This window comes from Streptomyces sp. NPDC048411 (assembly GCF_040704695.1).
Classification (GTDB): domain Bacteria; phylum Actinomycetota; class Actinomycetes; order Streptomycetales; family Streptomycetaceae; genus Streptomyces.
In genome coordinates, this window is sequence record NZ_JBEZKL010000016.1 from 66,098 (window position 1) to 89,542 (window position 23,445).

At 70.6% G+C, this 23,445-nt stretch carries 16 protein-coding genes and 2 pseudogenes; 9 read left to right on the plus strand and 9 right to left on the minus strand.

Annotated features, from left to right (window positions below; all coding sequences use genetic code 11):
• Positions 1 to 9: 9 nt before the first annotated feature.
• Positions 10 to 1,140 carry an alpha-L-fucosidase gene (locus tag AB0915_RS09090; protein ID WP_366690449.1) on the plus strand — a complete coding sequence of 377 codons (1,131 nt, stop codon included), beginning with the start codon at positions 10 to 12 and terminating at the stop codon, positions 1,138 to 1,140.
• Here the strand turns inward: AB0915_RS09090 and AB0915_RS09095 are convergent.
• Entirely contained in the window at positions 1,112 to 2,023 is a 912-nt protein-coding gene (locus AB0915_RS09095; RefSeq protein WP_366690466.1) for a GNAT family N-acetyltransferase, read from the minus strand. The two genes, AB0915_RS09090 and AB0915_RS09095, sit on opposite strands and share 29 nt — an antisense overlap.
• Before the next feature lie 295 nt (positions 2,024 to 2,318).
• Here AB0915_RS09095 and AB0915_RS09100 point away from each other — a divergent pair, with 295 nt between their 5' ends.
• Positions 2,319 to 2,912: a DUF1707 and FHA domain-containing protein gene (locus AB0915_RS09100; protein ID WP_366690450.1), complete on the plus strand. Its 594-nt coding sequence runs from the start codon at positions 2,319 to 2,321 to the stop codon at positions 2,910 to 2,912.
• Between the two features lie 98 nt (positions 2,913 to 3,010).
• Here the strand turns inward: AB0915_RS09100 and AB0915_RS09105 are convergent.
• Both AB0915_RS09105 and AB0915_RS09110 read right to left on the minus strand, forming a co-directional pair.
• A pseudogene (locus tag AB0915_RS09105) lies at positions 3,011 to 3,175 on the minus strand (transposase); the annotation flags it as partial.
• 132 nt (positions 3,176 to 3,307) lie between these two features.
• Positions 3,308 to 7,117: a S8 family serine peptidase gene (locus tag AB0915_RS09110; protein WP_366690451.1), complete on the minus strand. Its 3,810-nt coding sequence runs from the start codon at positions 7,115 to 7,117 to the stop codon at positions 3,308 to 3,310.
• Between the two features lie 220 nt (positions 7,118 to 7,337).
• Between AB0915_RS09110 and AB0915_RS09115 the strand changes: the two are divergent.
• Positions 7,338 to 8,023, plus strand: a pseudogene (locus tag AB0915_RS09115) (IS5 family transposase); the annotation flags it as partial.
• Between the two features lie 286 nt (positions 8,024 to 8,309).
• The gene (locus AB0915_RS09120; RefSeq protein ID WP_366690452.1) at positions 8,310 to 9,317 is read left to right on the plus strand and encodes a cytochrome P450; all 1,008 of its coding nucleotides are present in this window, start codon (positions 8,310 to 8,312) and stop codon (positions 9,315 to 9,317) included.
• Between the two features lie 38 nt (positions 9,318 to 9,355).
• Here AB0915_RS09120 and treY read toward each other — a convergent pair whose 3' ends face one another.
• Both treY and glgX read right to left on the minus strand, forming a co-directional pair.
• Positions 9,356 to 11,731, minus strand: a complete 2,376-nt coding sequence (treY, locus tag AB0915_RS09125; protein WP_366690453.1) for a malto-oligosyltrehalose synthase — start codon at positions 11,729 to 11,731, stop codon at positions 9,356 to 9,358.
• A gap of 97 nt (positions 11,732 to 11,828) precedes the next feature.
• A complete protein-coding gene (glgX, locus tag AB0915_RS09130; protein WP_366690454.1) occupies positions 11,829 to 13,982 on the minus strand; it encodes a glycogen debranching protein GlgX in 2,154 nt (717 codons plus the stop codon).
• Between the two features lie 526 nt (positions 13,983 to 14,508).
• Here glgX and AB0915_RS09135 point away from each other — a divergent pair.
• Complete coding sequence (locus tag AB0915_RS09135) at positions 14,509 to 15,741, plus strand: SAV2148 family HEPN domain-containing protein (protein WP_366690455.1); 1,233 nt, start codon at positions 14,509 to 14,511, stop codon at positions 15,739 to 15,741.
• 105 nt (positions 15,742 to 15,846) lie between these two features.
• On the plus strand, positions 15,847 to 16,575 hold the full coding sequence (locus AB0915_RS09140; protein ID WP_366690456.1) for a 3'-5' exonuclease: 729 nt from the start codon (positions 15,847 to 15,849) through the stop codon (positions 16,573 to 16,575).
• A 195-nt stretch (positions 16,576 to 16,770) separates the two neighbouring features.
• Here the strand turns inward: AB0915_RS09140 and AB0915_RS09145 are convergent, their stop codons facing one another.
• The 4 genes from AB0915_RS09145 to AB0915_RS09160 are packed head-to-tail and all read right to left on the minus strand — an operon-like array spanning position 16,771 to position 20,409.
• Positions 16,771 to 17,964 (minus strand): ABC transporter permease, encoded by a 1,194-nt coding sequence (locus AB0915_RS09145; protein WP_366690457.1) that lies wholly within the window; start codon positions 17,962 to 17,964, stop codon positions 16,771 to 16,773.
• Entirely contained in the window at positions 17,961 to 18,686 is a 726-nt protein-coding gene (locus AB0915_RS09150) for an ABC transporter ATP-binding protein (protein WP_366690458.1), read from the minus strand. Before AB0915_RS09150 ends, AB0915_RS09145 begins: the two co-directional genes overlap by 4 nt.
• Positions 18,683 to 19,759, minus strand: a complete 1,077-nt coding sequence (locus tag AB0915_RS09155) for a peptidoglycan-binding domain-containing protein (RefSeq protein WP_366690459.1) — start codon at positions 19,757 to 19,759, stop codon at positions 18,683 to 18,685. The genes AB0915_RS09150 and AB0915_RS09155 overlap by 4 nt, the downstream gene beginning before the upstream one ends.
• Complete coding sequence (locus AB0915_RS09160) at positions 19,756 to 20,409, minus strand: hypothetical protein (protein ID WP_366690460.1); 654 nt, start codon at positions 20,407 to 20,409, stop codon at positions 19,756 to 19,758. Before AB0915_RS09160 ends, AB0915_RS09155 begins: the two co-directional genes overlap by 4 nt.
• 136 nt (positions 20,410 to 20,545) lie before the next feature.
• Between AB0915_RS09160 and AB0915_RS09165 the strand changes: the two genes are divergently transcribed.
• From AB0915_RS09165 to AB0915_RS09175, 3 genes are read left to right on the plus strand one after another with little or no spacing between them, the layout of a single operon-like run.
• Complete coding sequence (locus AB0915_RS09165; RefSeq protein WP_366690461.1) at positions 20,546 to 21,238, plus strand: response regulator transcription factor; 693 nt, start codon at positions 20,546 to 20,548, stop codon at positions 21,236 to 21,238.
• Positions 21,235 to 22,773: a HAMP domain-containing sensor histidine kinase gene (locus AB0915_RS09170; RefSeq protein WP_366690462.1), complete on the plus strand. Its 1,539-nt coding sequence runs from the start codon at positions 21,235 to 21,237 to the stop codon at positions 22,771 to 22,773. The genes AB0915_RS09165 and AB0915_RS09170 overlap by 4 nt, the downstream gene beginning before the upstream one ends.
• Positions 22,770 to 23,267, plus strand: a complete 498-nt coding sequence (locus AB0915_RS09175; RefSeq protein WP_366690463.1) for a hypothetical protein — start codon at positions 22,770 to 22,772, stop codon at positions 23,265 to 23,267. Before AB0915_RS09170 ends, AB0915_RS09175 begins: the two co-directional genes overlap by 4 nt.
• Positions 23,268 to 23,445 lie beyond the last annotated feature (178 nt).

Sequence of the window (23,445 nt, forward strand, 5' to 3'; positions counted from 1 at the left end):
CTTCGCGCCATGGTTGCTTCATGGTGGTCCCAGGCCCAGCTAGGGATCTTTGTGCACTGGACACCCGCGTCCGTACCGGGCTGGGCCCCGCCGTACGTTCCCGCCGACGAGCTGCCCCTCGCCGGCCGCCGGACGCCGCTCGGCTGGACCTCGTACGCCGAGTGGTACGAGAACGCGCTCCGCTTCCCCGGCAGCCCCGTCTCCGCCCACCACCGGGCGACTTACGGCACCCGGCCGTACACCGACTTCGGCAACGACTTCAACGACGGCCTGGACGGCTGGGACCCGGCGGCCTGGGCCCGCAGTTTCCGCGCTGCCGGCGCCCGCTACGCCGTCCTCGTCACCAAGCACCACGACGGGTTCTGCCTCTGGCCCTCCGAGGTCCGCAACCCGCACCGAACCGGCTGGCACACCACCCGCGACGTGGTCGGCGAGTTCGCCGAAGCGGTCCGCGCCGAAGGACTGCGGTTCGGGGTCTACTACTCCGGCGGGCTCGACTGGACCTTCGACGACCGGCCCATCGGCACCGGCGCGGACACCGTCTGCGCCGTGCCGCGCGGCGACTACCCCGCGTACGCCGACGCCCAGATGCGCGAACTGATACGCCGTTACCGGCCCGACATCCTGTGGAACGACATCGCCTGGCCCGGCTCGCGCACCGACGTCCAGCGGCTCATCGAGTACTTCCGCTTCACCGTCCCGCACGGCGTCGTCAACGATCGGCTGTTCCCCTACGCGCCGATGTGGCGCGCCCTCCACCTGCCGGGCGCCAAGGCCCTGTACGACCGGTGGGAGCGCCGCACGATCGCGCAGGGCGAGGGGTTCGTGCCGCGCAAGCCCCCGTACTACGACTTCCGCACCCCCGAGTTCGCCCGCTACACCGGCCCGGACCCGTACGAGATCACCCGGGGCATCGACCACAGCTTCGGCTACAACCGGAACTCCCCACCCGACGCCTTCCTCAGCCGCCCCGCGCTGACCTCACTGGTCACGGAGACCGCGGCCGCGGGCGGCAATCTGCTGCTCAATGTGGGGCCGCGCGGCGAGGATGCGACCATCCCCGCCGAGCAGCAGCTCCGCCTGGACTGGCTGGCGGAGCTCACCCCGAACCTCACACCAGATGGATGCGTTCCTGAATGATGGGATGGCCCGCCCGGGCGAACGCGGCCGCCATCGGCGCATTGCCCTGGTCGGTGGCGCCCGCGATGAACTCGGCGCCCTCGGCGGCGAGGAAGTGCGTGCACTCGACGAGCAGGTCGTACCCGTAGCCGTGGCCCCGCTGCTCGGGTACGACGCCGATGAAGCCGATGCACGGTCCGCCCGGGTTACGGGCGGGCACATGGAGTCCGGCCACTTCGCCCTCGGGCGTGTACGCCAGCTGCCACCAGGAGCGCGGCGAGGGGCACCAGTGGAAGAAGTCGAGCTCCTCCTGCGCCGCCTGCTCCAGTCCGCCGGGTCCCTCGATGGCCCGGCGGGCGTGCGCGTCCAGCGTGACGGAGTGGACCCGGCGCAGCACGTCGAGGATCACCGCGTCGTCCGGCTCCGGCCGGAAGGTGAGCCGGCCGGGCCGCTCAGGCAGCCCGCACTCCGGCGTCCACTCGTACCGGTACCGCTCGACCAGCGGCTTCATCCCGGCCGCGCGGGCGGCGGCGATCCTGGCCTCGGCGGCGGCCACGACGTCGGGCCGATCCCGCCAGCCGGCGGGCAGGATCAGCTCGTACTCGGCGTACAGCGGTGACTGGCGCAGCAGTTCGGTGCCCGCCTCGTCCTCGCCGTCGGCGAAGTCGAACCAGTTGAGCGTCACGGGTGCGGTGTCCTCGGGCCCCGACCACCAGGCGGCCCTGGCCACCACGACACCGTCGCGCTCGGCGATCCAGGTCCACTCGGGGCGGTACTCACCACCCTCGCGCACGGTGGCATAGCTGTGCCCGAAGGCGGCGCGGCCGACGAGACCGCGGTCGGGCAGAGTGAGGAAAAGCTGTGCGTCGCTCTCGGTGAGCGCGCGGATGACCAGATCGGTCATGGAAGAGTCCTCCGGAAGAAGCGATGCGCTCCCGGTCAGACCGAAACCGAAACCGCCCGGCGAACGGGACGGGAGCGCGGGAATGAAGTGGTACTCGTACGCACTGTTCTCGCCTCCTTCCTCGGTCTTCGGGCGGATGGCCACCGTATCCGGTCCTGTGGTGGAGCGTCCACCGGATTACGGTCTGGTGCACGATAATTCGGCACGAGGACGCCCCTCCGCCCGCGGCGGTCAGGCGGGCGGCAAGCGGAGTTGTTCTGGACACTCCGAGGCGGTCGCCCCGACAATTGATCCTGTGACGTCGTCCTTCGAGTTCCACACGTATCCCGCGCGGGTGTCCGATGCTCAGCGCGACCGTGTTCTCGGTGTGCTCAGAGAAGGCGCCGCGCAGGGCAGGCTCTCCCACGACACGTTCGTACGGCGCATGGAACTGGCCCTGGCCGCCCGCCGCCCGGAGGAGCTGGCGGCACTCACCGCCGACCTGCGGAGCGAAGGCCGCTGGACGCAGAGGCTGTTCCGGGTGGTCGGCAAGGTGTCCGGGTTCCCGGCCCGGGTACGCAGGGCCTGGCAGGCCGAGCGGCTGCCGAAACTGCTGCTGCCCGCCCCGAGCCCGTACCCCGTGTTCATCGGCCGCGATCCGGCGAACGGACTGCGGCTCACCCATGAGACCGTCTCGCGCAAGCATGCCGAACTCACCGTGCAGGGGGGCCGCTGGATCCTGCGCGACCTCGGCTCGACCAATGGCACGTGTGTGAACGGGCAGCGGGTGACCGGTGCGGTGTCGGTGCGCGACGGGGACCAGGTGAGCTTCGGCCGGATCACCTTCCGGCTGTCCGCGCCCGCACTCAAGCCGCCCGGAGCGCCGGAGCTTCCCGGGCGTCCGGCCTGAGAGCCTGTCGGGTGGCCGGTTGATGACGCGGCGATGAGGTCCTCGATGGTCTTGGCTCGTGTGGTCTTGCGGTGGGATTCATGGCTCCACCGTGAAGGTTGCCCGGCGAGCCGGACGAGCATCAGGCGGATCATTGCCACCTTGATCATGGCCTCGGAGGTCGCGGTCAGCCGTTCGTAGTCGCGGGCCGGCCGATGGTTTCGGACCAGCCGGCCGAAACTTCGCTCCACCACCCAGCAGCGGAGCAGGACCTTGAAGCCCTTGACGCCGTCGGTCCGCTTCACGATCTCGCGGACGAAAGGGGCTCTGGGGCGACTCCGGCAATTCGCCGTGCGAATCGACGAAAGGCGCCGCACGGGAGCCCCCGTGCGGCGCCCCATGGTGGGCAGGCCGCGTTACTTCAGCGCATACGCCCGGGTGACGGTCTGGACCGTGCGGTTGCCCGCCTCGTCCCAGACCTCGGCCTTGATGCTGACGTACCCGTTCGAGGCGGACAGTTCCGCGTTGGTGAACCGGGCCGTGAACGAATTCTCGTCGGCCCGGTCGACATCGGCGCTCTTCCAGGTGGCGCCGTCGTCGTAGCTGACGGAGAACTTCGCCCCGGCGATCCGGCTGTCGCCGGTGAAGCCCTTGGCGCGGGAGGCGTCCACGGTGACCGTGGAGTGGCTGCCCGTGGTCACCTCGTTGAGCAGGGAGGTGTTCATCCGGTAGTGGAGCTGGATGACGGGAAGGGCCTCGCAGGCGGTCGCCTTGGGGATGACCGCCTTGCAGTCGGGCGCCTCCATCGACGTCGGTGCCGCGGAGGTGAAGCCGTACTCGGTGACGACCTTGCCGCCGAGCTTCACCGTGCTGTCGACATGGGTGTTGGTGGAGACGAAGGTGTAGTCGGCCTTCTCCGGCACGAAGATCCTGGAGGTGTCGGTGATCTGCTCGCCGTTGCGGTAGTACGCCCAGGTCCGGCGCACACCGTAGTTCGTCCAGTGCGTCGGGTCGCTGTCACCGCCGTAACCCGGAGAGAAGGTGGTGCTCACGTCGGAACGGCAGAACGAGCAGGCGGAGCTGGGCTCGACGGACGGATGCTGCACGGGCGCCCACCAGTGCGCGGCGACCGAGGTCCCGGGCCGGTAGCGGCGCGCTGTCTCGAGCATGTCCACTGGTCCCCAGTGGGAGGAGACGACCGTGGTCTGGTAGGTGATGTCCGGACGGGCCAGCATGTAGTCGTCGCGTTCGGTGCCCAGTTGGAGATTCCGCAGGAGCGCATAGGAGGCCAGGGGGCCCGGACCCCAGGAGTCCACGCGGTAACTGGTCGTCTGTTCGGTGCCGTTGCTGTGGAAGGAGCTGCGGACCTTGGCGTAGTCGGCCTTCTTGCTCGGGGTCGACAGGTTCGCCTGGATACCGGTGTTCCAGTCGTAGCGGCCCGTGTACTGGTAGCGCGACTCCTTGATGCTTCGGAGGTCGATCGTGGTCCGGCCGGCCGCGACATCGGCGGTGAGCCGGCGGCCTTCGTCGTAGTTGACGGCGAAGTACGGCACGTTCACCCCGTCGACGTACACGCTGAGGGTCTCGTCGACGGTGGGGGCGAGGACGATCGCGGCGGCGCCAGCCGCCTCCACGCGCTGGATCACCGGGTTGTTGCCGATGAGGTTGTCCAGGTGCAGAAGGGCTGCCTTGCCCTTGAGGTCGAGTCCCGCCAGGTCCTCCTCGGTTCCGGCGCCGACGTCCACGAGGTCATAGCGGCTGTGGCCGTCGAACCGCTTGCTGTAGTCGGTGGTGATGGGCGTCAGCGCGTACGAGTCCGGCCGGGTCACCGATGCCCGGATCAGCGGCTCGCGGCGTGACTGGTAGAACGAGGCCCACAGCTCGCCGTCACCCTTCTTCGGTGCCTCGGCCGGGATGGCGCCCACGTGCTGCAGGCTGCGGACCACCTTCAACACGCCGGAGCTCTGTATCACGCTCCCGTTCTTCCCCACGCGGGCGAGGTCGTACGAGTAGTCCGCGGTCTCCAGGGGCCGCTTCTCGTCGCGCACGTCCAGCTTGAAGTCGGTTGCTTTGGTGCCGTCGACGGTCAGCTCGACGTCATGGGAGGTGAGGTCGATCGTCGGAAGAGCGTAGAGATCGAGGGCGTAGGCCGTGGAGTCCCCGCTGAGCTGGGTGGCCACCCGACCCATCATGCTGTAGCGGTCCGCGGGCAGGCGCAGTTCGAGCTCCGCTGTGTCGCCCGCCCCCGTCTTGGTGGTGCCAGTGCTCATCCCCGCGAGGTTGTAGGTGAAATTGCTCGGCGTCTGGCCCTTGCGGTCCTTGAAGTGGACAGTGACCGTGTGATGTTCGCGCTCCTTGTCCAGGCCGACGGCGGTGTGCGCGGTGGCGCCCGACGAGCTGGTCAGGGTGAGGGTGTCGCTGGTCAGACCGGTCGGGGCGAGGTTCGGGTCGAGGGTGACGGTGATCTCGGCGCTGGCGCCCGCGGCCACCTCGACCGGTCCCGGGACGGTGACCGCGCCCTGCGGGATGTTCCCGCTGATTGCGGGGGTCACGGTGGTGGCGCTGTCCGTGGTGTTGGTGACGGTGACGGTACGGGTCTCCTTTTCGTACGTCCCCGGGTGCCACGTGATCAGCCCGAAGTCGGCCGTACCGGACAGTTCCAGCGCCGGGTCGAGCGCGGCGGGGACATCCACCCGGCCGTTGCCCTGCTGGTAGGCGGAGTAGTCGCTGCTGGGCTTGGCGTGCGTGGTGAGTGCCGCCTTGATGCGCCGGCCGGTCCAGTCCGGGTGGCGCTGGGCCAGCAGGGCGGCGGCGCCCGCGACATGCGGAGCCGCCATCGACGTGCCGCTGGCCGCGGTGTAGTTCGCGTCGACGGGCGCGCCCATGGAGGTGCCGGCGGCGCGGGCCGCGACGATGCCGACGCCGGGCGCGGTGATCTCGGGCTTGATGGCCCTGTCGCCGACGCGCGGGCCGCGGCTGGAGAATCCGGCGAGGACCTCGGACTTGTCGACCGCGCCCACGGTCAGCGCGGAGTCGGCCGTGCCGGGGCTGGTGACGGTGGTCTCGCCGGGGCCGTCGTTGCCGGCGGAGATGACGAACAGGGTGCCGGTGGTTGCCGACAGCCGGTCCACCGCCTCCGTCTTCGCATCATGGGGGGTGCTCGTGAGGCCGCCGAGGCTCATGCTCACCACGTCGGCGCCCTGGGCCGCGGCCCACTCCATGCCGTTGATGATCCAGGAGGACAGCCCGCCGCCGCCGTCGGTGAGCACCTTGCCCACCAGGAGGTCGGCGCCGGGGGCCACACCCTTGTACTTGCCGCCCGAGTTGGCGCCGCTGCCCACGATGGTGGAGGCGACATGAGTGCCGTGGCCGTCTCCATCCTGGACGGTGGCGGTGCCCGGCACAAAGCTCTGAGTGGCTGTCAGCCTGCCCTTGACGTCGGCGTTGCCCAGGTCCACGCCGGTGTCGAGGACGGCGACCTTGACGCCCTTGCCGTCCACACCCTTCGCCCATGCCTCGGGAGCGCCGATCTGCGGCACGCTCTTGTCGAGGGCTGCCTTGACCTTCCCGTCGTACCAGAGGCGGGAGACCTTCGATACGTTCGGGGCGGTGACCGTTCTGCCGTTCCGGGACGGCTCGGAGACCGGCTTGACGGACCGCCAGAAACGTCCGGCGTTCTTCTTGTCGATCGTCACGCCCGCCATGTCGACGGTCTCCAGCAGCGCACCGAGGTCGGCGGCTGGCAGGTTGTCGGCGCGCGCTTTGAGCGTGGCGTCCGACGGCTTGTCCGCATAGCCGACGATCACCGGCAGGCTGTCACTGCGGGAGTCGGCATAGCCGTCCTTGATGAGCCGGGTGACATTGAACAGCTCGCGGTCGACGGCGTTGGAGGCAAGGGCGTCGATCGCGTCCTCGGGGAGCACGTACAGGTCCCCGTCCGGGCCGGACATCGTCTGGAAGCCCTTGCTCTTGCTCGCGCCTTCGGCGCCGGCGAAGTGCACCGACTGTCGGCCTGCTGCGTCCTTGACGACCTCGACGGTGTCGCCGGTGACCAGGGTGATCCGGGTCGCGACGGCCCGGTCGGCAGAGGCCGCGGGCGGCAGAAGGCCTGTGTTCTGCTCCGAAGCACCGGCGGCACCTGCCAGGCCGGGCAGCGCGGCAACAGCGGCCAGTACCACCCCCGTTGCTACAAGTCGTCTGTATCGAGTCCGTCTTGGGTTGTCCACGTGCTCCCCTTAACTCCATTTGCGGGCCCGAGCCCGACGCGTCTGTTGCCCTTGTGAGGCGGGAGTAACGGTCGGCTGTGCCGGGCCAGCGTCCAGGGAGATCACTTGCCGGGGAAAGACGTCGGCGCTGTCCGAATCCGGCATGGCAAGAACCTGACAGAACACCAGGCGTCCACGCACCCTTGCAAGGCTGGACGTGACCGTCTCTCACCAAATGAACCGGTTGGTACTCGACTCGGTGTTCTATGTGCTGCGGTCGGGCTGCCAGTGGCGGATGCTTCCGCGCGATCTGATGCCCTGGGACGCGGCCCACCGCTGGTTCACCAAGTGGCGCCGGGACGGCACCTGGGACCGCGTCCACGACGAACTCCGCCGCTAGGTCCGGGTCGGGGCCGGACGCGATCCCGAGCCGTCGGCCGCCGTGATCGACGCCCAGTCGATCAAGACCAGCGAGGGCGGCGAGGCGCGTGGGTTCGATGTGGGCAAGCGAACGACGGGGCGAAAGAGACACGTGATCGTTGACACGATCGGCCTGCTGCTGGTCGTCGCGGTCACCTCCGCGTCCGTGCAGGACCGGGCCGGAGGCCGCATCGTCCTGGCCCGTCTCGCGAAGGGATTTGGCACGGTCGGTCTGGTGTGGGCTGACGGCGGATACGCCAACTCCGCTGATTCCAAGCTTCTTTCATGGGCCCGGGATGCGTTGAACATCGTTGTCGAGATCGTGAAGCGGACCGACGACGTCAAGGGCTTCAAGGTTCTGCCCCGCCGCTGGGTGGGGGGCTAAGTTTCGGCCGGCTGGTCCGGAACCGTCGGCCGGCCCGCGACTACGAACGGCTGACCGCGACCTCCGAGGCCATGATCAAGGTGGCAATGATCCGCCTGATGCTCGTCCGGCTTGCCGGGCAGTCCTTCACGGTGGAGTCATGAATCCCACCGCAAGACCACACGAGCCAACACCGTCGAGGACTACATCGCCGCGTCATCAACCGGCCGCCCGGCAGGCTCTGAGCCGGGGCGTGCATCACGCCTGTTGGTCGAGGCCGCGTCCGGCAAGGATGAGAAAGGCCTGAGCTGCTGCGCGCGACGGCCACCCTCACCCGAACGGCCGTACCTCCACTGCGCCGAGCGCTCCGCCGTGGTCCCCTTGGTTCATCCGCGCCGCACAGCGGCGCACCGACCCCGGGGGGCAAGGATGCAGGCCGACGCGCCCGACGGCATACCCCCGCCCGCCTCGGATCTCGGTCGCCGTGCCGCCCGGCTCGGCACCGGCCCCAGCCTGCTCGCGCCCGGCGCCGCGCACGATCCGTACCGGCTCTACCGCGTGCTGCGCGAGGAGTACCCGCTCAGCTACGACGCCCCCCTCGGCGCCTGGCTGCTCAGCCGGCACGCCGATGTGTCGATCGCCCTCACCGACCCGCGGTTCACCGGCTTCCCGCACGACGGCGAGCCCCGCGGCGGCCCCGCGCCGCGCGGGGTCTGTCACGGCAGCAGGCTCTGCCTGCCCCGGCCGCAGGACATCGCGCGGCCGGCCGCGACCGTGCCCCGCCACCTCTCCGAACGCGTCGAACGGACCGCCTACGTCCTCGCACACCGCATCGCGGGGCGGCAACAGGCCGATCTCGTCGAGGAGTTCTGCCGCTGGCTGCCCGTGAGGGCAGCCGCCCCCGGCACCTCCCAGGACCCGGCGCAGCCGCCCGGTCACCTCATCACCCCCTGCATCAGCCGGACCGGCCTCCGTGAGACGGCGCTCGCCTCCCTCCTCGCCAATCTGCTGGACGACCCCGACCTCCTGGCCGCCCTGCGTATCGAACCCGCCCTCGCCCACCGCGCCTGGACCGAGTCGCTGCGCCGCGACCCGCCCGTGCAGGTCGTGCTGCGCCGCACCGTCGCCGAGGTACGGGTCAGCGGTGGCACGCTCCCCGCCGGGGTGCCCGTCGCCTGTCTGATCGGCGCGGCGGGCCGCGACCCCGAGCGGTACGCCGCCCCCGATCTCTTCGACCCCTTCCGGACCGACCAGAGCCGGTCCACCGCAGGACCGGAGTCCTGTCCGGCCGTCCCGCTCGGGCGGCTGGAGGCCGAACAGGGGGTACGGGCCCTGCTCGACGCCATGCCCCGGCTCCGCTGGGTGGACGGATTCCGTCCGCCCAGGAGCGGACTGCTCACCCGCGGCCCGCGGAGCCTCCTCGTGCGACCCGGCTGAGTTCCGGTGCTCGACCCCGGGCCCGGTCCGCCCCGGGTTCAACGACAGGCACGGAGCAGCGCGACCGGTCGTTCGGCGAACAACGCGGCCACCGCGACCGGACCGCCCGGGAACTCCCGTCCCGGCGTGAGCAGATCGGTCCACGGCCCGTCTCCCGGCAGCGCCAGCGTCGTCCCGCGCCAGCCGCCCGCCCCGGCCAGCCGCAGCGACAGCCTCGTCACCGCCGTGACGACCTCGCCGGAGCGGCAGAAGGCCAGACAGTGCGCGGCCGCCGGGCCCTGGGCGGTCAGCGGGGCGTACGTCCCCGACTCGCCGAAGAGCTCCGGCCGATTCCGCCGCAGTCGCAGTGCCGCCACCGTGAGCGCTGCCTTCTCGCTGACGGGACCGTCCTCGGGCGGGCGGCGGAACGGCTGCCGGTTGTCCGGATCGACCAGTGCCACGTATTCCCGCTCCGTCCCCTGGTACAGGTCCGGCACCCCTGGCATCGTCAGCTGCACCAGGGCCGCGCCGAGCACGTTGGCCCGCGTGGAGGGTTCGAGGGAGGCCGCAAACCGCTGCAACGCTTCCCGTGCCGGCCCGGTGCCGGAGGCGGGACCGGCCGCGACGAAGTCCGACACCGCTCGCTCGTAGACCTGATCGGGCTCCGTCCAGCTGGTGAACAGGCCCGCTTCCCGTACGGCTTTCAACAGCGCGGGTTCGAGACGGCCCGCCATCTCATCGGCGGGCAGCCCCGCGCAGCCGAACGCCGTCTGCCAGGCCTCCCAGGCCAGCTGCGGATCGGGCGCGACCGCGTTCGGGGCTGCCCGCGCCAGCTCCGTCAGCAGCTCCGACCACTGCTGCGGACACTCCGACAGGACCGCGATCCGGGCCCGCACATCCGCGCTGCGCTTGGTGTCGTGCGTGGTCAGCGCGGTGCCGGTGGCGGGCCAGTCGCGCGCCAGCCGGGTGCAGAAGGCATGGAACTCCTCCGGAGCCACCGCGGGGCTCCCGGGGTCACCGCCCACCTCGGTCGCCGAGATCAGCGGCACGTACCGGTAGAAGGCCGTGTCCTCGACCGACTTGGCCCGCAGCGCCGACGCGGTCTGCGCGAACCGGGCGCAGAATGCCGCGCGGTCCGGCCCGTCACCGAGCCGCCCCAGCGCCAGGTCCCGCACCACATCGACGGCCGTCGCCTCCTCGGGCACGGAGAACAACGCCCTGGCGTCCCGTACGGCCGTGTCCGGCAGCGCCGCCTCCGCCGCCTCGGTGCAGGGCCTGCCCGCCGTGACGTACGGGCGGTAGACCGGGACGCGGACGAGCAGTTCCTCGATGGCGGTGCGCAGCGCCCACGGGGCGTGGTCGCGCAGCGCGGGGTCCTCGGCGCAGATGCGTACGGCGAGGCGGGTCAGCAGGGCGGTCTCCGCGGCCAGTTCATGCGTCACCACCCGGTACGCGGCCCGGCGGACCGTCGTCGACCAGTTGCCGCCGCGGTCCCCGGCCGGGCCGGCGAACTCCCGGTACCGGCCGAGCAGCTCGGTGGCGCCCATCGGGTCGGTGAACAGCCCGTCGATCCGGTGCAGCGCGTCGTACCCCGTCGTCCCTGCGACGGCCCAGCCCGCGGGCAGCGGCTCGGTACCGGTGAGGATCTTCTCCACGATCGTCCACCGCCCGCCGGTCGCCTTGTCGAGCCGCTCCAGATAGCCGGCGGGGTCGGCGAGCCCGTCTGGATGGTCGATGCGCAGTCCGTCGACGACACCGTCCCGGACCAGTTCGAGGATCTTGCCGTGGGTGGCCGCGAACACCTCGGGGTCCTCCACCCGGACCCCGATGAGGTCCGAGATGGTGAAGAACCGCCGGTAGTTCTGCTCGGTACGGGCCAGCCGCCACCAGCCGAGCCGGTAGTGCTGGGCGTCCAGCAGCTTCGGCAGCGGAAGACCGGCGGTGCCGGCCCGGAGGGGGAACTCCTGCTCGCCGTGGCGCAGCACCTCCCCGTCCACCTGGAACCGTTCCATCTCGTCGCCGATCCGCCGGGCGAGCACCGGCAGCAGCACCCGCCCGTCGCCCGCCGCCCAGTCGATGTCGAACCAGCGGGCGTACGGCGATTCCGGGCCCTCGCGGAGGACCTCCCACAGGGCCCGGTTGTGGCGCGGGACGGCGGCCATGTGGTTCGGCACGATGTCCAGCACCAACCCGAGTCCGTGCTCCCGCGCCGTGGCCGCCAGTTGCCGCAGCCCCGCCTCACCTCCGAGCTCGGCCCGGACCCGGCTGTGGTCGACCACGTCGTAGCCGTGTCTGGAGCCGGGCACGGCTTCGAGGACCGGCGACAGGTGCAGATGGGAGACGCCGAGGGCGGCGAGATACGGCACCGCGTGCCCGGCGGCCGAGAACGGGAAGTCCGGCTGGAGCTGGAGCCGGTACGTGGCGGTGGGTGTCATGCGAACGTACGTACCCAGCCTGGGGCCGGCTGTGACACGGCATCCGGCCGATCCATCCGGACGAGGGGTCGGCTCCGTGGGCGTGCTGCCCAGACGGCTACGCCGGCCGCTGCAGCACCGCCATGCTCTGCCCCACCAGCGTCACCCGGTCGCCCGCAGACACCTTCGGGCCCCCTCCCGGCCGAACGCCCTCCGGGCGGGCCGTGTCGACCACCACCGACCACTGCCGGCCGTGGTTCACCGGAACGGCGAATTCCAGCGTGTCGGCGCTCGCATTGAACATCAGCAGGAACGAGTCGTCGGAGATCCGCTCGCCCCGCGGGCCCGGCTCCGAGATGGCGTGCCCGTTCAGGAAGACCGTCAGCGCCTTGGCATGCGCCGCCTGCCAGTCCCGCTGTGTCATCTCGCTGCCCTCGGGCGTGAACCAGGCGATGTCCGTCAGCTCGTCGTGCGTGCCCTCCACCGGCCGCCCGTGGAAGAACCGGCGGCGCCGGAAGACCGGGTGGTCGCGGCGGAGCCAGACCATCGCCCGGGTGAACTCCAGCAGGCTGCTGTGGGACTCCTGGCCGTCCCCCTCCTCGTCCTCCGTACTGGCTTTGCGAGGCTCCGGCCAGTGCACCCACGACAGCGCGCTGTCCTGGCAGTACGCGTTGTTGTTGCCGTGCTGCGTCCGCGCGAACTCGTCGCCGTGACTCAGCATCGGCACCCCCTGGGACAGCATCAGCGTGGCGACGAAGTTCCGCATCTGCCGCTCGCGCAGCTCCAGCACCTCCGGCTGGTCCGTCTGGCCCTCCACGCCGCAGTTCCACGACCGGTTGTGGCTCTCGCCGTCCTGGTTGTCCTCGCCGTTCGCGTCGTTGTGCTTGTCGTTGTACGAGACCAGGTCATGCAGCGTGAAGCCGTCGTGGCAGGTGGCGAAGTTGATCGAGGCGAGCGGGCGCCGGCCGTCGTCCTGGTACAGGTCCGAGGACCCCGTCAGGCGCCCCGCGAACTCGGCGAGGGTCCGCGGCTCACCCCGCCACAGGTCCCGGACCGTGTCCCGGTACTTGCCGTTCCACTCGGTCCACAGCGGCGGGAAGTTGCCCACCTGGTAGCCGCCCTCGCCCACGTCCCACGGCTCGGCGATCAGTTTCACCTGGCTGACCACCGGGTCCTGCTGCACCAGGTCGAAGAACGACGACAGCCGGTCCACCTCGTGGAACTGCCGGGCCAGCGTGGCCGCGAGATCGAAGCGGAACCCGTCCACATGCATCTCGGTCACCCAGTACCGCAGCGAGTCCATGATCAGCTGCAGCACGTGCGGGGACCTCATCAGCAGCGAGTTCCCGGTCCCCGTGGTGTCCATGTAGTACTGCTGATCGTCCGCGAGGCGGTAGTACGAGGCGTTGTCGAGGCCTCGGAAGGACAGCGTCGGTCCCAGGTGGTTGCCCTCCGCGGTGTGGTTGTAGACCACGTCGAGGATGACCTCGACGCCCGCCTGGTGCAGTGCCCGTACGGCCTGCTTGAACTCGCTCACCTGCTCTCCGCGGTCGCCGCGGGAGGCGTACGCGTTGTGCGGGGCGAAGAAACCGATGGTGTTGTAGCCCCAGTAGTTGGCGAGCCCCGCGTCCACCAGCCGGTGGTCCTGGACGAACTGGTGCACCGGCATCAACTCGATCGCCGTGACCCCGAGCTCCGTCAGATGCGCGATGACCTCCGGATGCGCCAGCGCCGCGTACGTACCGCGCAGTTCCTTCGGCAGCCCCGGATGGAGCATCGTCAGACCCTTCACATGGGCCTCGTAGATCACCGTGCGGTGGTAGTCCGTACGGGGTCGTCGGTCGTCGCCCCAGTCGAAGTACGGGTTGACCACCACCGAGCTCATGGTGTGCGGCGCCGAGTCCAGATCGTTGCGCGCGTCGGGCCGGCCGAACGGATAGCCGTACACCGCCTCGCCCCACTGGATCTGCCCGGAGACCGCCCGCGCGTACGGGTCGAGGAGCAGTTTCGCCGAGTTGCAGCGGGCTCCGCGCTGCGGCTCGTACGGCCCGTGCACCCGGAATCCGTACCGCTGACCGGGCATCACCCCGGGCAGATAGGCATGGCGGACGAAGGCATCGGTCTCCCTCAGCTCCACCGCCGTCTCGGAACCGTCGTCGTGCAGCAGGCACAACTCGATTCGGTCGGCGGCCTCGGAGAAGACCGCGAAGTTGGTGCCGACGCCGTCGTACGTGGCACCGAGGGGATACGCCTGTCCCGGCCAGACCTGCATAGATATGACTCTTCCACTTCTGCTCCGGGAGCTGGGGGCACTGGGGACCGACCCGGCCAGATCTTCCCCGAAAGAGTGCCCCGGACCCAGTGCCGTGACCGGCGATGTGGGTGGGTCTCCCCTGCTCGAACGAAGCTGAGAGCTTGGGGTGGGAGCCACCAGGGCCCCAGGCCGACGCGGCGAGCGGGCGTGCCGGGCGGTGCGAGGGGGGCAGAGCCTGCCGGGAGGGGCACTGGGACGTGGCGCGGTCCCGTCGGCCACGTCCGCCGGACCGGTCAACATCGGGCCTCTCCGTGTCGCCCGGAACCGGAGTCCGAGAACCTGACCGGGGCGCACGTCCGGAATGCGGCCCTTGATGGGGTGCTCAATCACTATGAATCAGCTCACTACGGCAGAACTTGCCGCAGGGAACGCGCCTGACGACTGGGGGAGTTGAGAAAGGAGCCTGTCCATCCGGCTGCACCGGCTCCCGCTCCCGGAGTACCCTTCCTTGATCGTTGGTGGGGGAGCGGAAGGCGGTGCGCGGTTGAGCTCGGGAGGGTTCGAGCTGCCCCCAGGTGACCCAGGTCACGAGGGGGAATCCGTCGACGCCCCGCCCGGGGCGGTATCGCTTGCGCAGCCCATGGAGATCGGTGCCGAACTGGGCTGGGGCGCGGAAGCCTGGAGCGAGGTCCGTACCCGGGCCCAGCGGGCCGGGCGTGCCTACATTTGGCTGAATCTCGTGGAACAGCGGCTGCGCTCCGTGGTCGCCGCGGTGCTGCGGCCGATCTACGAGCCGGTGCACGGCGAGGACTGGGTGGTGGCCGCCGCGGGGCCCGCCGGACAGGAATGGGTGCAACGCGCCGTCGCCGTGCGCGAGGTCTCCCGCCGCAAGGGCTATCTGCTCGACCCGGCCGACGACAACGTGCTCAGCTTCCTCACACTCCCGCAGCTGCGGGAGCTGATGGTCCAGCACTGGCCCTGCTTCGAGCCGTACTTCGACGACCGGCGCGATGTCGAGCTGGCACTCGACGAACTGGAGGTCGCCCGCAATGTCGTCTCCCGCAACCGTGCGCTGAACGAGGCGGTCCTCGCCCAGGCCGAGCGTGCCTCGGCGCGTCTCCTGGAGATCCTGGGCAGCGGCGCCGCGATGCCCTCCGCCGACCGGCTGCCGGTCGACGCCGTCGAGGAACTGGTCGGCGACCGGTACGCGGATGTGGTCTCCGTCCACTCCGACCGGGTCCGGCTGCAGCGCCAGCTGCCCGCCGAGGACCTTTTCGGGGGTTCGCGCCGCCTCGACGCGATCGGCATAGGCCTCAATCTGCTGGTGCAGAACTTCTCCGGCCGCCGGCTGGTCCGGCTCGCCGAATCGGGCTGCCGGATCCGGCTGCTGTTCATCAACCCGGCAAGCAGCGCAGTCAAGCGGCGTGAGCGGGAACTCGGGCTCAAGAAGGGCGAGCTGAGCCGGTCGGTCGAGATGAACATCCTCCACATGCGCCGGGTCCGCTCCAAACTTCGTGATCCGGGCGCGTTCGAGATCCACGTCTTCGACGAGACGCCGCGCTTCACGGCCTATCTGGTGGACGGCGACGGGGCGGACGCGGTGGGTGTCGTCCAGCCCTATCTGCGGCGCGCACGCGGCATGGAGGCGCCTGTGCTGGTGCTGCGAGGCGGGGGCCGGGCGGTGGTCCGGGCGGGTCAGGACAACGAGAACGGGCTCTTCGAGACGTACCGCGAGGAGTTCGAGTCCGTGTGGACGGACTCCCGGCCGGTCTCCTGAGCCCTTCGCCCCGCCCGCCGTACGCATCACCTGTCGCACGCGTTGTCAGTGGTGCATGGCAGGGTGGTCATCACTTGGGGGAGAGCACCACGAAGGAGGTACGGGATGAGCTGGCATCGGGAGGCGCTGGTCGGCTTCGATCTGGAGACCACGGGCACCGACATTGAGACCGACCGCATCGTCACCGCGGCACTCATCAGACTGGATCCGGACGGGAACCCAACGGAGGAGCGGACATGGCTGGTCGACCCGGGAATCCTGATCCCCGCGCAAGCCATAGCGATTCACGGCATCACGACTGAGCATGCCCGCACGCACGGAGCCCCGACTGCTTCCGTGATCACAGAGATCACGCAGGCCATCACCGAAGTTCTCAGCTCCGGCACGGCGCTGGTGGTCATGAACGCGCGGTACGACCTCTCCCTTCTGGACCGTGAATGCCGACGGCACAACATCCCTTCGCTCACAGAGCGGCTGGAAGCGACGCCTTCTCCGATCATTGATCCCCTGGTGCTGGACAAGCACGCAGACCAGTATCGGAAGGGGCGGCGCAATCTTCAGGCGCTCTGTGCTCACTACGGTGTGCCGCTGGATGATGCGCATGACGCGGGAGCGGACGCAGTAGCTGCCGCTCGGACGGTACGCAGACTGGGTGAGAAGTACTCGTCCATAGGATCGCTGCCTCTCGCGGATCTGCATGATCTTCAAGTCCGTGCGGCGGCCGAGCAGGCTGCCTCTCTCCAGAGGTATCTGCGTCGTACGTCGGATGCGGCCGCCTACGTCGAGCCGACATGGCCGGTCATCCCGTTCAGTCTCGAGGAAAAGGTCCTCTGACGCGAGGTCAGCCGGACGAGGGCGAGGACGCCGATGCCGATGGTGCGCGTTCCGCCGGTTCATCACCGGCACGTCGCCCCACACGCCGCCGCAACGGGGCAATCGTCATGACGTCGTCGCACCCACGCCCGTTCGGCGTGGGGCTGGGGCGCGCACGGGACGCCGCTTCAAGAGGGCACCCCGTACGCCGCCGCCTCATGTCGCGTTCAGAGCCACCGTCGGGTGGAGACGGGAGGCGCGGATTGCCGGGTAGAGGCCCGCGACCACGCCGATCAGGAGGGTGGCGGCCAGGCCGCCCGCCAGGGACCAGAGCGGGACCACCGCCGTCCACCCCTGGACCCGCGCGAAGCCGTACGTCGCCGCCGCGCCCAGCAGCGCGCCCGTCGCCCCGCCCAGCGCCGACAGCAGCAGCGATTCGGTCAGGAACTGGAGCCGGATCGCGTTGCGGGTCGCGCCCAGCGAGCGGCGCAGACCGATCTCCTGGCGGCGTTCCAGGACGGAGATGACCATGGTGTTGGCGACGCCCACACCGCCGACGAGGAGGGCCACCGCGCCCAGGCCGAGCATCAGGGTCGTCAGGCCCTCGTCGGTGGCGGCCTTGGCGGCCAGCGCGTCCGAGGGGCGGGAGACCTTGATGCCTGCCTCGTTGCCGGGGCTGATGGTGCGGGCCAGGACAGCCCGTACGTCCTCCACGGAGGCGTCCGTGGAGCGCTCGAAGATGGTGGTGGGGTGGCCGTCGAAGCCGAAGTAACGCTCGGCGGCGGGGAATCCGACCATGGCTACCCGGTCCAGGTTGGGGACCAGTTCGAGCGGTTTGAGGATGCCCACGACGACCACGCGCGTGTCGTTCATCGTGATCGTCTCGCCGGTGCGGGTAATGCCGAGGCGGTCCGCCGCCACCGCGCCGAGGACCGTCGTCGGGAGGCGTTCGCCGACCGGATTCAGCCAGACGCCCTTGTCGACCTCGCCGCCGAGGGCGGACAGCAGGTCGATGCGGGCCGCCTGGGTGGTGACGCCGGCGGTGCGCTCCTCGGGGACCACGTCGCTGCGGCGGATGCGGGCGTCGACGTCGGCGGTGGCCGTGGCGTGCAGCACCGGGCCGACGCGCTCGACCATCGCGACCGCGTTCTTGGGGAGCTTGACGTCCTGCCCCAGGGCGTCCTCGCCCGCCTCGGCGGTGAGGAGGTTGGTGCCGAGGCGGTCGAGCTGGGCCATCAGGTCCGCGCGGCTCGACTCGGACAGGCCGACGACCGCGACCATGGTCGCGATACCGATGGCAATGCCGAGCGCCGAGAGCACCACGCGCGCGCGACGCGCGCGAAGGCCGACCGCACCGACGCGGAGGATGTCGCGCAGGGAGAGGCGGGAGGGCTTGAGGTCGTTCTTCATGAACCGACCTCTTCCGTACGGGAGGCGGAGCGCGCGCCGGAGCGCGAGTCCGAGACGATCTCGCCGTCCTTGAAGCGGACCCGGCGCGGCAGCGAGTCCGCGATCTCGTTGTCGTGGGTGATCACGCAGATGGTGGTGCCGGACGCGTTCAGCTCGTGCAGCAGCTCCATGACGATCTCGCCGGACGCGGTGTCCAGCGCCCCGGTCGGTTCGTCGGCCAGCAGCAGCCGGGGGGCTCCCACCAGGGCGCGGGCGATGGCCACGCGCTGCTTCTCGCCGCCGGACAGCTCGTTCGGCGTGTGCGAGCAGCGGTGGTCCAGTCGGACCTTGGCGAGCGCTTCCCGCGCGCGCATGCGCCGTTCCTTCAGCGGTACGCCCGCGTACAGCAGCCCGTCGGCGACGTTGTCCACCGCGTCGCGCCCCGCCGCCAGGTGGAAGTGCTGGAACACGAAGCCGATGTGGCGGGCGCGCAGTGCGGAGAGCCGGGAGTCGGAGAGCTCGGACACGTCGTACCCGGCGACCCGGACGGTGCCCGTGGTGGGCTTGTCGAGGGTGCCCATGACGTTGAGCATCGTGGACTTGCCGGAGCCGGACGGGCCGACGACGCCGACCAGTTCGCCCTCCTCGACGATGAGGTTCACTCTGCGCAGGGCGTGGACACCGCCGGGGTACGACTTGGTGGCGTCCCGCAGTTCGATCACCGCGTCCGATGAGACCGTCATGACTTCGCCACTCCGACCTTCAGGCCCTCGCGTACGTCCGGGCCGCTGACCTCGATCTGGCCGTCGGCGGTCATGCCCGTCTCCACCCGCACCATCTTCGAGGTGGCGCTCTCGACGACTTGGAGGCCGTAGCCGCCGTTCTCGCCGCGCAGGGCGACGACCGCCTCGACGGGGACCGCGAGGACCCCCTTGCGCGCCTCGCTGACGAACTTCACGCTCGCCGACGCCTTGGCGTCCTCGCCGGACGCGGCGTTCACCCCGCCGTCCAGGACGACCTCGACGGTGATGCCGTTCTGCGCGGCATCGCTCTCCCCGGCGGACGCCTCGGGGCGCACCGTCCGGGCCACCTTGCCGGTCGCCGTCTTCCCGCTCGGCAGGGTGACCTCGACCCTGGTGCCCCGGGATGTGAGCGCGCCGTCGCCCTGGTCGAGCTGCGCGCGGACGACCGGCTTGGTGGAGGCGACCGTCAGCACGGGCGTGTCCGGGCCGACCTGGTCGGCGAGCGCCGCGTCCGCGGTGACGACCTTGACCCGGTCGGGCTGGAAGACGACATCGCCCTTGCCGACCTTGCCGGTGGTCTCACGGTTCAGCGACTTCTGCCACTGCTTGACGGCGGCCTCGGTGTTCTCGTCGTACCGCGCGTCGACGTAGAGATTCGCTCCGTACCCCAGGTCGCGCAGATTGCGCTCCAGCTGGAGCACGTCGCTGCCCCGGTCGCCCGCCTTCATCTCGCGGAACATCGGGACCGGGCCGTAGAGGAGGGTGACGGGCTTGTCGTTCAGCTCGTACAGTGCCTGCCCCATGGTCAGCGTCCTCCCTTCGGATGCGGCCACCGTGACGGTGCCCTCGACGGCGGACTTGACGGCGCGCCGCTGCGCGAAGTCGAGCTTGCCGTCGACCGTCTTGGACCGCACGAGGTCGGTGCGTACGACGGTCGCGGTGGCGGGCGGCAAATCGCCGCCCCTCCCGGAGGCGCCCGCGTCGCCGCCGTCGCCGAGGAACAGGACTCCCCCGGTTACGGCGGCGGCGACGGTCACCGCGCCGAGCGCGAGGAAGGCGGTGCGGCGCTTCACTGCATGCCGTCCAGACCGTCGAGCAGCTTCGACTTGCACGCCTCGCGGGCCTGCTTGTACGACGGCGACTTCGTGTCGATGGACGGGGACGCCGGGTTCGGGTCGCCGCCCGGCTGGGCGTTGCCGCCGCTCATGGTCGGGTTGGTGAACTTGGAGACGCCGTTGTCCCGCATGCACTTGGCGTGCGCGAGCATCGACTCGTAGTCCTTCTGCTGGTCGCGCTTGGGCTCGGCCGTCATGGCGGCCTGCAACTCGGTGACACAGACACCGTTCTTGCCGCCCTTGATGCCTTCGTTGCGGCCGGGCCGGGAACCGATCTCGTCGACCTTCGTCCAGTCGAGGTGCCCGCTGAGCTTGGGGTCGGGGAAGTCCTTGTAGCCGCCCTTGACGCGCATGCACTGGACGTACTTCATCTGGGCGTCGTAGAAGGCGCTCTTGCCCGCGGGCCGGGTGTTCGGCTTGCTCTCGTTTTTCGCGGTGCTCTCGGTCGGAGCGTCCGGTACGTCGGCGATCGCGTCGTCCTTCTTCGCTCCGCCGGCGCTGTCGTCACCGCCCCCGCAGGCGACGGAGAAGGCGAGTACGGGCACGGCCACGAGGGTGGCCATCCGCAGCCGGGCGGTGGTTCGGGGGTTCGTCCTGAGGAAACTCATGCGCTGCACGTTCGCCGCCGCAGATGATGGCCCGTCCATGGCCACATGATGGGAACGTAACAATGCCCCCGACCTGCGCGTCCACCCCCCGTGCGGAGTAGGCGGAAACGGTCCCGGCGTGCTCATAATCGGCCCCATGCCGCATGTACTGCTCATCGAGGACGACGCGTCCGTACGGGACGGAATGGAGCTCGTGCTGCGCCGTCACGGGTACGGCGTGGACACCGCCGCCACCGGCGAGCAGGCCCTTGCCCTGCTCGCCGGGGAGCGGGGCGCCCGGGTCGAACTGGCCGTACTGGACCTGATGCTGCCCGGCATGGACGGCTTCGAGGTGTGCCGCCGCATCCGCGCCCGCTCGGCGACTCTGCCGGTCATCATGCTGACCGCGCGCGGCGACGACTCGGACATCGTGACCGGCCTGGAGGCGGGCGCCGACGACTACGTCGTCAAGCCGGTCACCGCGCCCGTCCTGGAGGCCCGCATCCGAGCCGCCCTGCGGCGCGCGGAACCGTCCGCACGGCAGCGTTCGGACGCCGATCTCGCCGGGCTGGTGATCGACCGCGCCGGACTGACCGTCACCAAGAACGGCACACCGGTCCCGCTGCCGCCCACCGAACTGCGGCTGCTGCTGGAACTGTCGGCCTCCCCCGGCCGGGTCTTCAGCCGCGAGCAGCTCCTCGAATCCGTCTGGGACCACACCTACCTGGGCGACTCCCGGCTGGTGGACGCGGCGGTCGGCCGGCTGCGGGCCAAGCTCGAGGACGTACCGGCGAAGCCGCGGTACGTACAGACGGTGCGGGGCTTCGGCTACCGCTTCGGGCCCCTGTGAACCGTACGGACGAAGGAAAGCGTGGCGTCGCCTCGAAGAGGCACTCCCGGCGGCTCGTCGGCGGGCTGCGCGTCCGGCTCGTCGTCACCTTCGTCGTCGTCGCCCTGATCAGCGCGGTGACCGCGACCGCCCTCGCCTACCGGGATGCCCGTACCGCCGTCCTCCAGCGCGCCCAGAACGCGGCCGTGAACGACTTCCGGGAGCGGGTCAGCACGGTGGCCGCAGACTTCGACGTACCGCCCGACCAGCAGTCGCTGTCCCGGTTCGCGGCGAAGGTGTCGGAAGGCATCGGCGGGAAGATCGTGGTCGCCCGCTACCAGGACCTCACCGCGGTCTCCGACTCGTTCGCCGAGACAGAGGGACGGATCACCGTCGAGCTGCGCAGCGCCGTCATGACCGGCGACGACGCCAAGTTCCAGCGGGTGCAGTGGCGGGGTGACCCCTACCTGGTCGTCGGCACGCCTGTCAGGTTCGCCGACGGGGACCACCGCACCTCCGGCCTGGAGGTCTTCGCGATCTCCGATCTGCGGGCCGAGCGCGACGACACCGCCGCCTTGCTGGACTCCGTACGGAAGGGCATCGTGCCGGTGGTGCTGCTGGCCGCCGTCCTGGCGCTGCTGGCCGCGGGGACGGTCCTTCGTCCGGTGCGGAAGCTGGGCCGGGCCACCCGCGAGCTCGCGGCCGGAGACCTCGGCAGCCGGGTCGCCGTCACCGGGCACGACGAACTCGCCGACCTGGCGACGACGTTCAACGAGACCGCCGACGCGCTCCAGGCTTCCGACGCGGAACTGCGCGAGCAGGAGGCGAAGGCACGCCGCTTCGTGGCGGACGTGTCGCACGAACTGCGCACGCCCCTCGCGGCGATGACGATGGTGGCGACCGTCCTGGAGGAGGACGCCGACCAGCTGCCGCCGGACGCGGCGCGGGCGGCCCGTACCGTCGGCGCGGAGACGGCACGGCTGTCCCGGCTGGTAGAGGACCTGATGGAGATCTCCCGCTTCGACGCCAAGGCGGTACGGCTGAACGCGGCCGAGACGGACCTCGCCGACACCGTACGGGCGTCGCTGGCGCTGCGCGGCTGGACGGACCGGGTACAGACGCACCTTCATGAGGACGTACGGGCGGTGGTCGACCGGCGCCGCATCGACGTGATCGTCGCGAACCTGGTGGGCAACGCGCTGCGGCACGGAGCCCCGCCGGTCACCGTGACCTTGGGGACGGCCCGCGCGATGGACGGGGAGTGGGTGACGCTGGAGGTCGCCGACCACGGTCCCGGGCTGCCGCCGGGGGCTCGGGAGTGGGTCTTCGACCGGTTCTACAAGGCGGACGTGGCCCGCACGCGCGGCGAGGCCGACGACAGCGGACAGGGCAGTGGCCTCGGCACGGCGATCGCGCTGGAGAACGCACGGCTGCACGGCGGCACGATCGACGTGGCCGACGTGGCCGACGTGACCGATGTGGCCGATGGGCCGCGGCGCGGCGCGGTGTTCACGCTGCGGCTGCCCCTGCGACGTACAGGAGAGGGCACGGAGTGAAGGCCCGACAGGGGGTCGTGGTCGCCGCGCTGGGGATCGCTCTCATGGGCTGCGGCGTCCAGCCGACCGGAGTGATAGGCGCGGGCGAGCCCGCGTCCGGGCTGACGCGCGGGATGCGGCTGTACTTCGCGTCCGACAACGGACTGCGCGGGGTGCCCCTGCTCGACAAGGAGGTCAAGGACCTCAACGCGGTGGTGAAGCTGCTCGCCGTGGGGCCCTCGCCCGCCGAGCAGCGCGACGGGCTGACCACTCTCGTCCAGCAGCTCGGCGCCTACTCGGTGACCGGAACGGGCACCCGCGTCACGGTGCGCCTCGACGGCCCCTATGCGGAGTCGGGACGCGACCAGGGTACGGGCCAGCTGGTGTGCACGCTGGCGCGCGCCCAGTCCGTACGCGACCCGAAGGTCAGGACCGACGACGTCGAGGTCACCCTGCGGCCGTCCGAAGGCGCCGCGCTGGGCCCCTACCGGTGTGCGGAGTTTCTCAACTCATGAGGCGGGCAGGCGAGTTCGCCTTGCCCACGAAAGCGAGCCGGTCCGGCCGCCTGTCGATCGCACGCACCGGACGACGCTCCTCATAGGGCACACACTGCCGGTCACGGCACTAGGGCGTGTTTCGAAAGGAGCGTCGTCCGCCCGTAGGGCGGGCCTGGCGGCGTCTGGCCATACCTCC

Excerpts from the sequence above, each read along its gene's own strand:
- AB0915_RS09090 (WP_366690449.1), top strand. The coding sequence starts at position 10 with ATGGTTGCTTCATGGTGGTCCCAGGCCCAGCTAGGGATCTTTGTGCAC.
- AB0915_RS09095 (WP_366690466.1), bottom strand. The coding sequence starts at position 2,023 with ATGACCGATCTGGTCATCCGCGCGCTCACCGAGAGCGACGCACAGCTT.
- AB0915_RS09120 (WP_366690452.1), top strand. The coding sequence starts at position 8,310 with ATGCAGGCCGACGCGCCCGACGGCATACCCCCGCCCGCCTCGGATCTC.
- treY (WP_366690453.1), bottom strand. The coding sequence starts at position 11,731 with ATGACACCCACCGCCACGTACCGGCTCCAGCTCCAGCCGGACTTCCCG.
- glgX (WP_366690454.1), bottom strand. The coding sequence starts at position 13,982 with ATGCAGGTCTGGCCGGGACAGGCGTATCCCCTCGGTGCCACGTACGAC.
- AB0915_RS09140 (WP_366690456.1), top strand. The coding sequence starts at position 15,847 with ATGAGCTGGCATCGGGAGGCGCTGGTCGGCTTCGATCTGGAGACCACG.
- AB0915_RS09145 (WP_366690457.1), bottom strand. The coding sequence starts at position 17,964 with ATGAAGAACGACCTCAAGCCCTCCCGCCTCTCCCTGCGCGACATCCTC.
- AB0915_RS09150 (WP_366690458.1), bottom strand. The coding sequence starts at position 18,686 with ATGACGGTCTCATCGGACGCGGTGATCGAACTGCGGGACGCCACCAAG.
- AB0915_RS09160 (WP_366690460.1), bottom strand. The coding sequence starts at position 20,409 with ATGAGTTTCCTCAGGACGAACCCCCGAACCACCGCCCGGCTGCGGATG.
- AB0915_RS09165 (WP_366690461.1), top strand. The coding sequence starts at position 20,546 with ATGCCGCATGTACTGCTCATCGAGGACGACGCGTCCGTACGGGACGGA.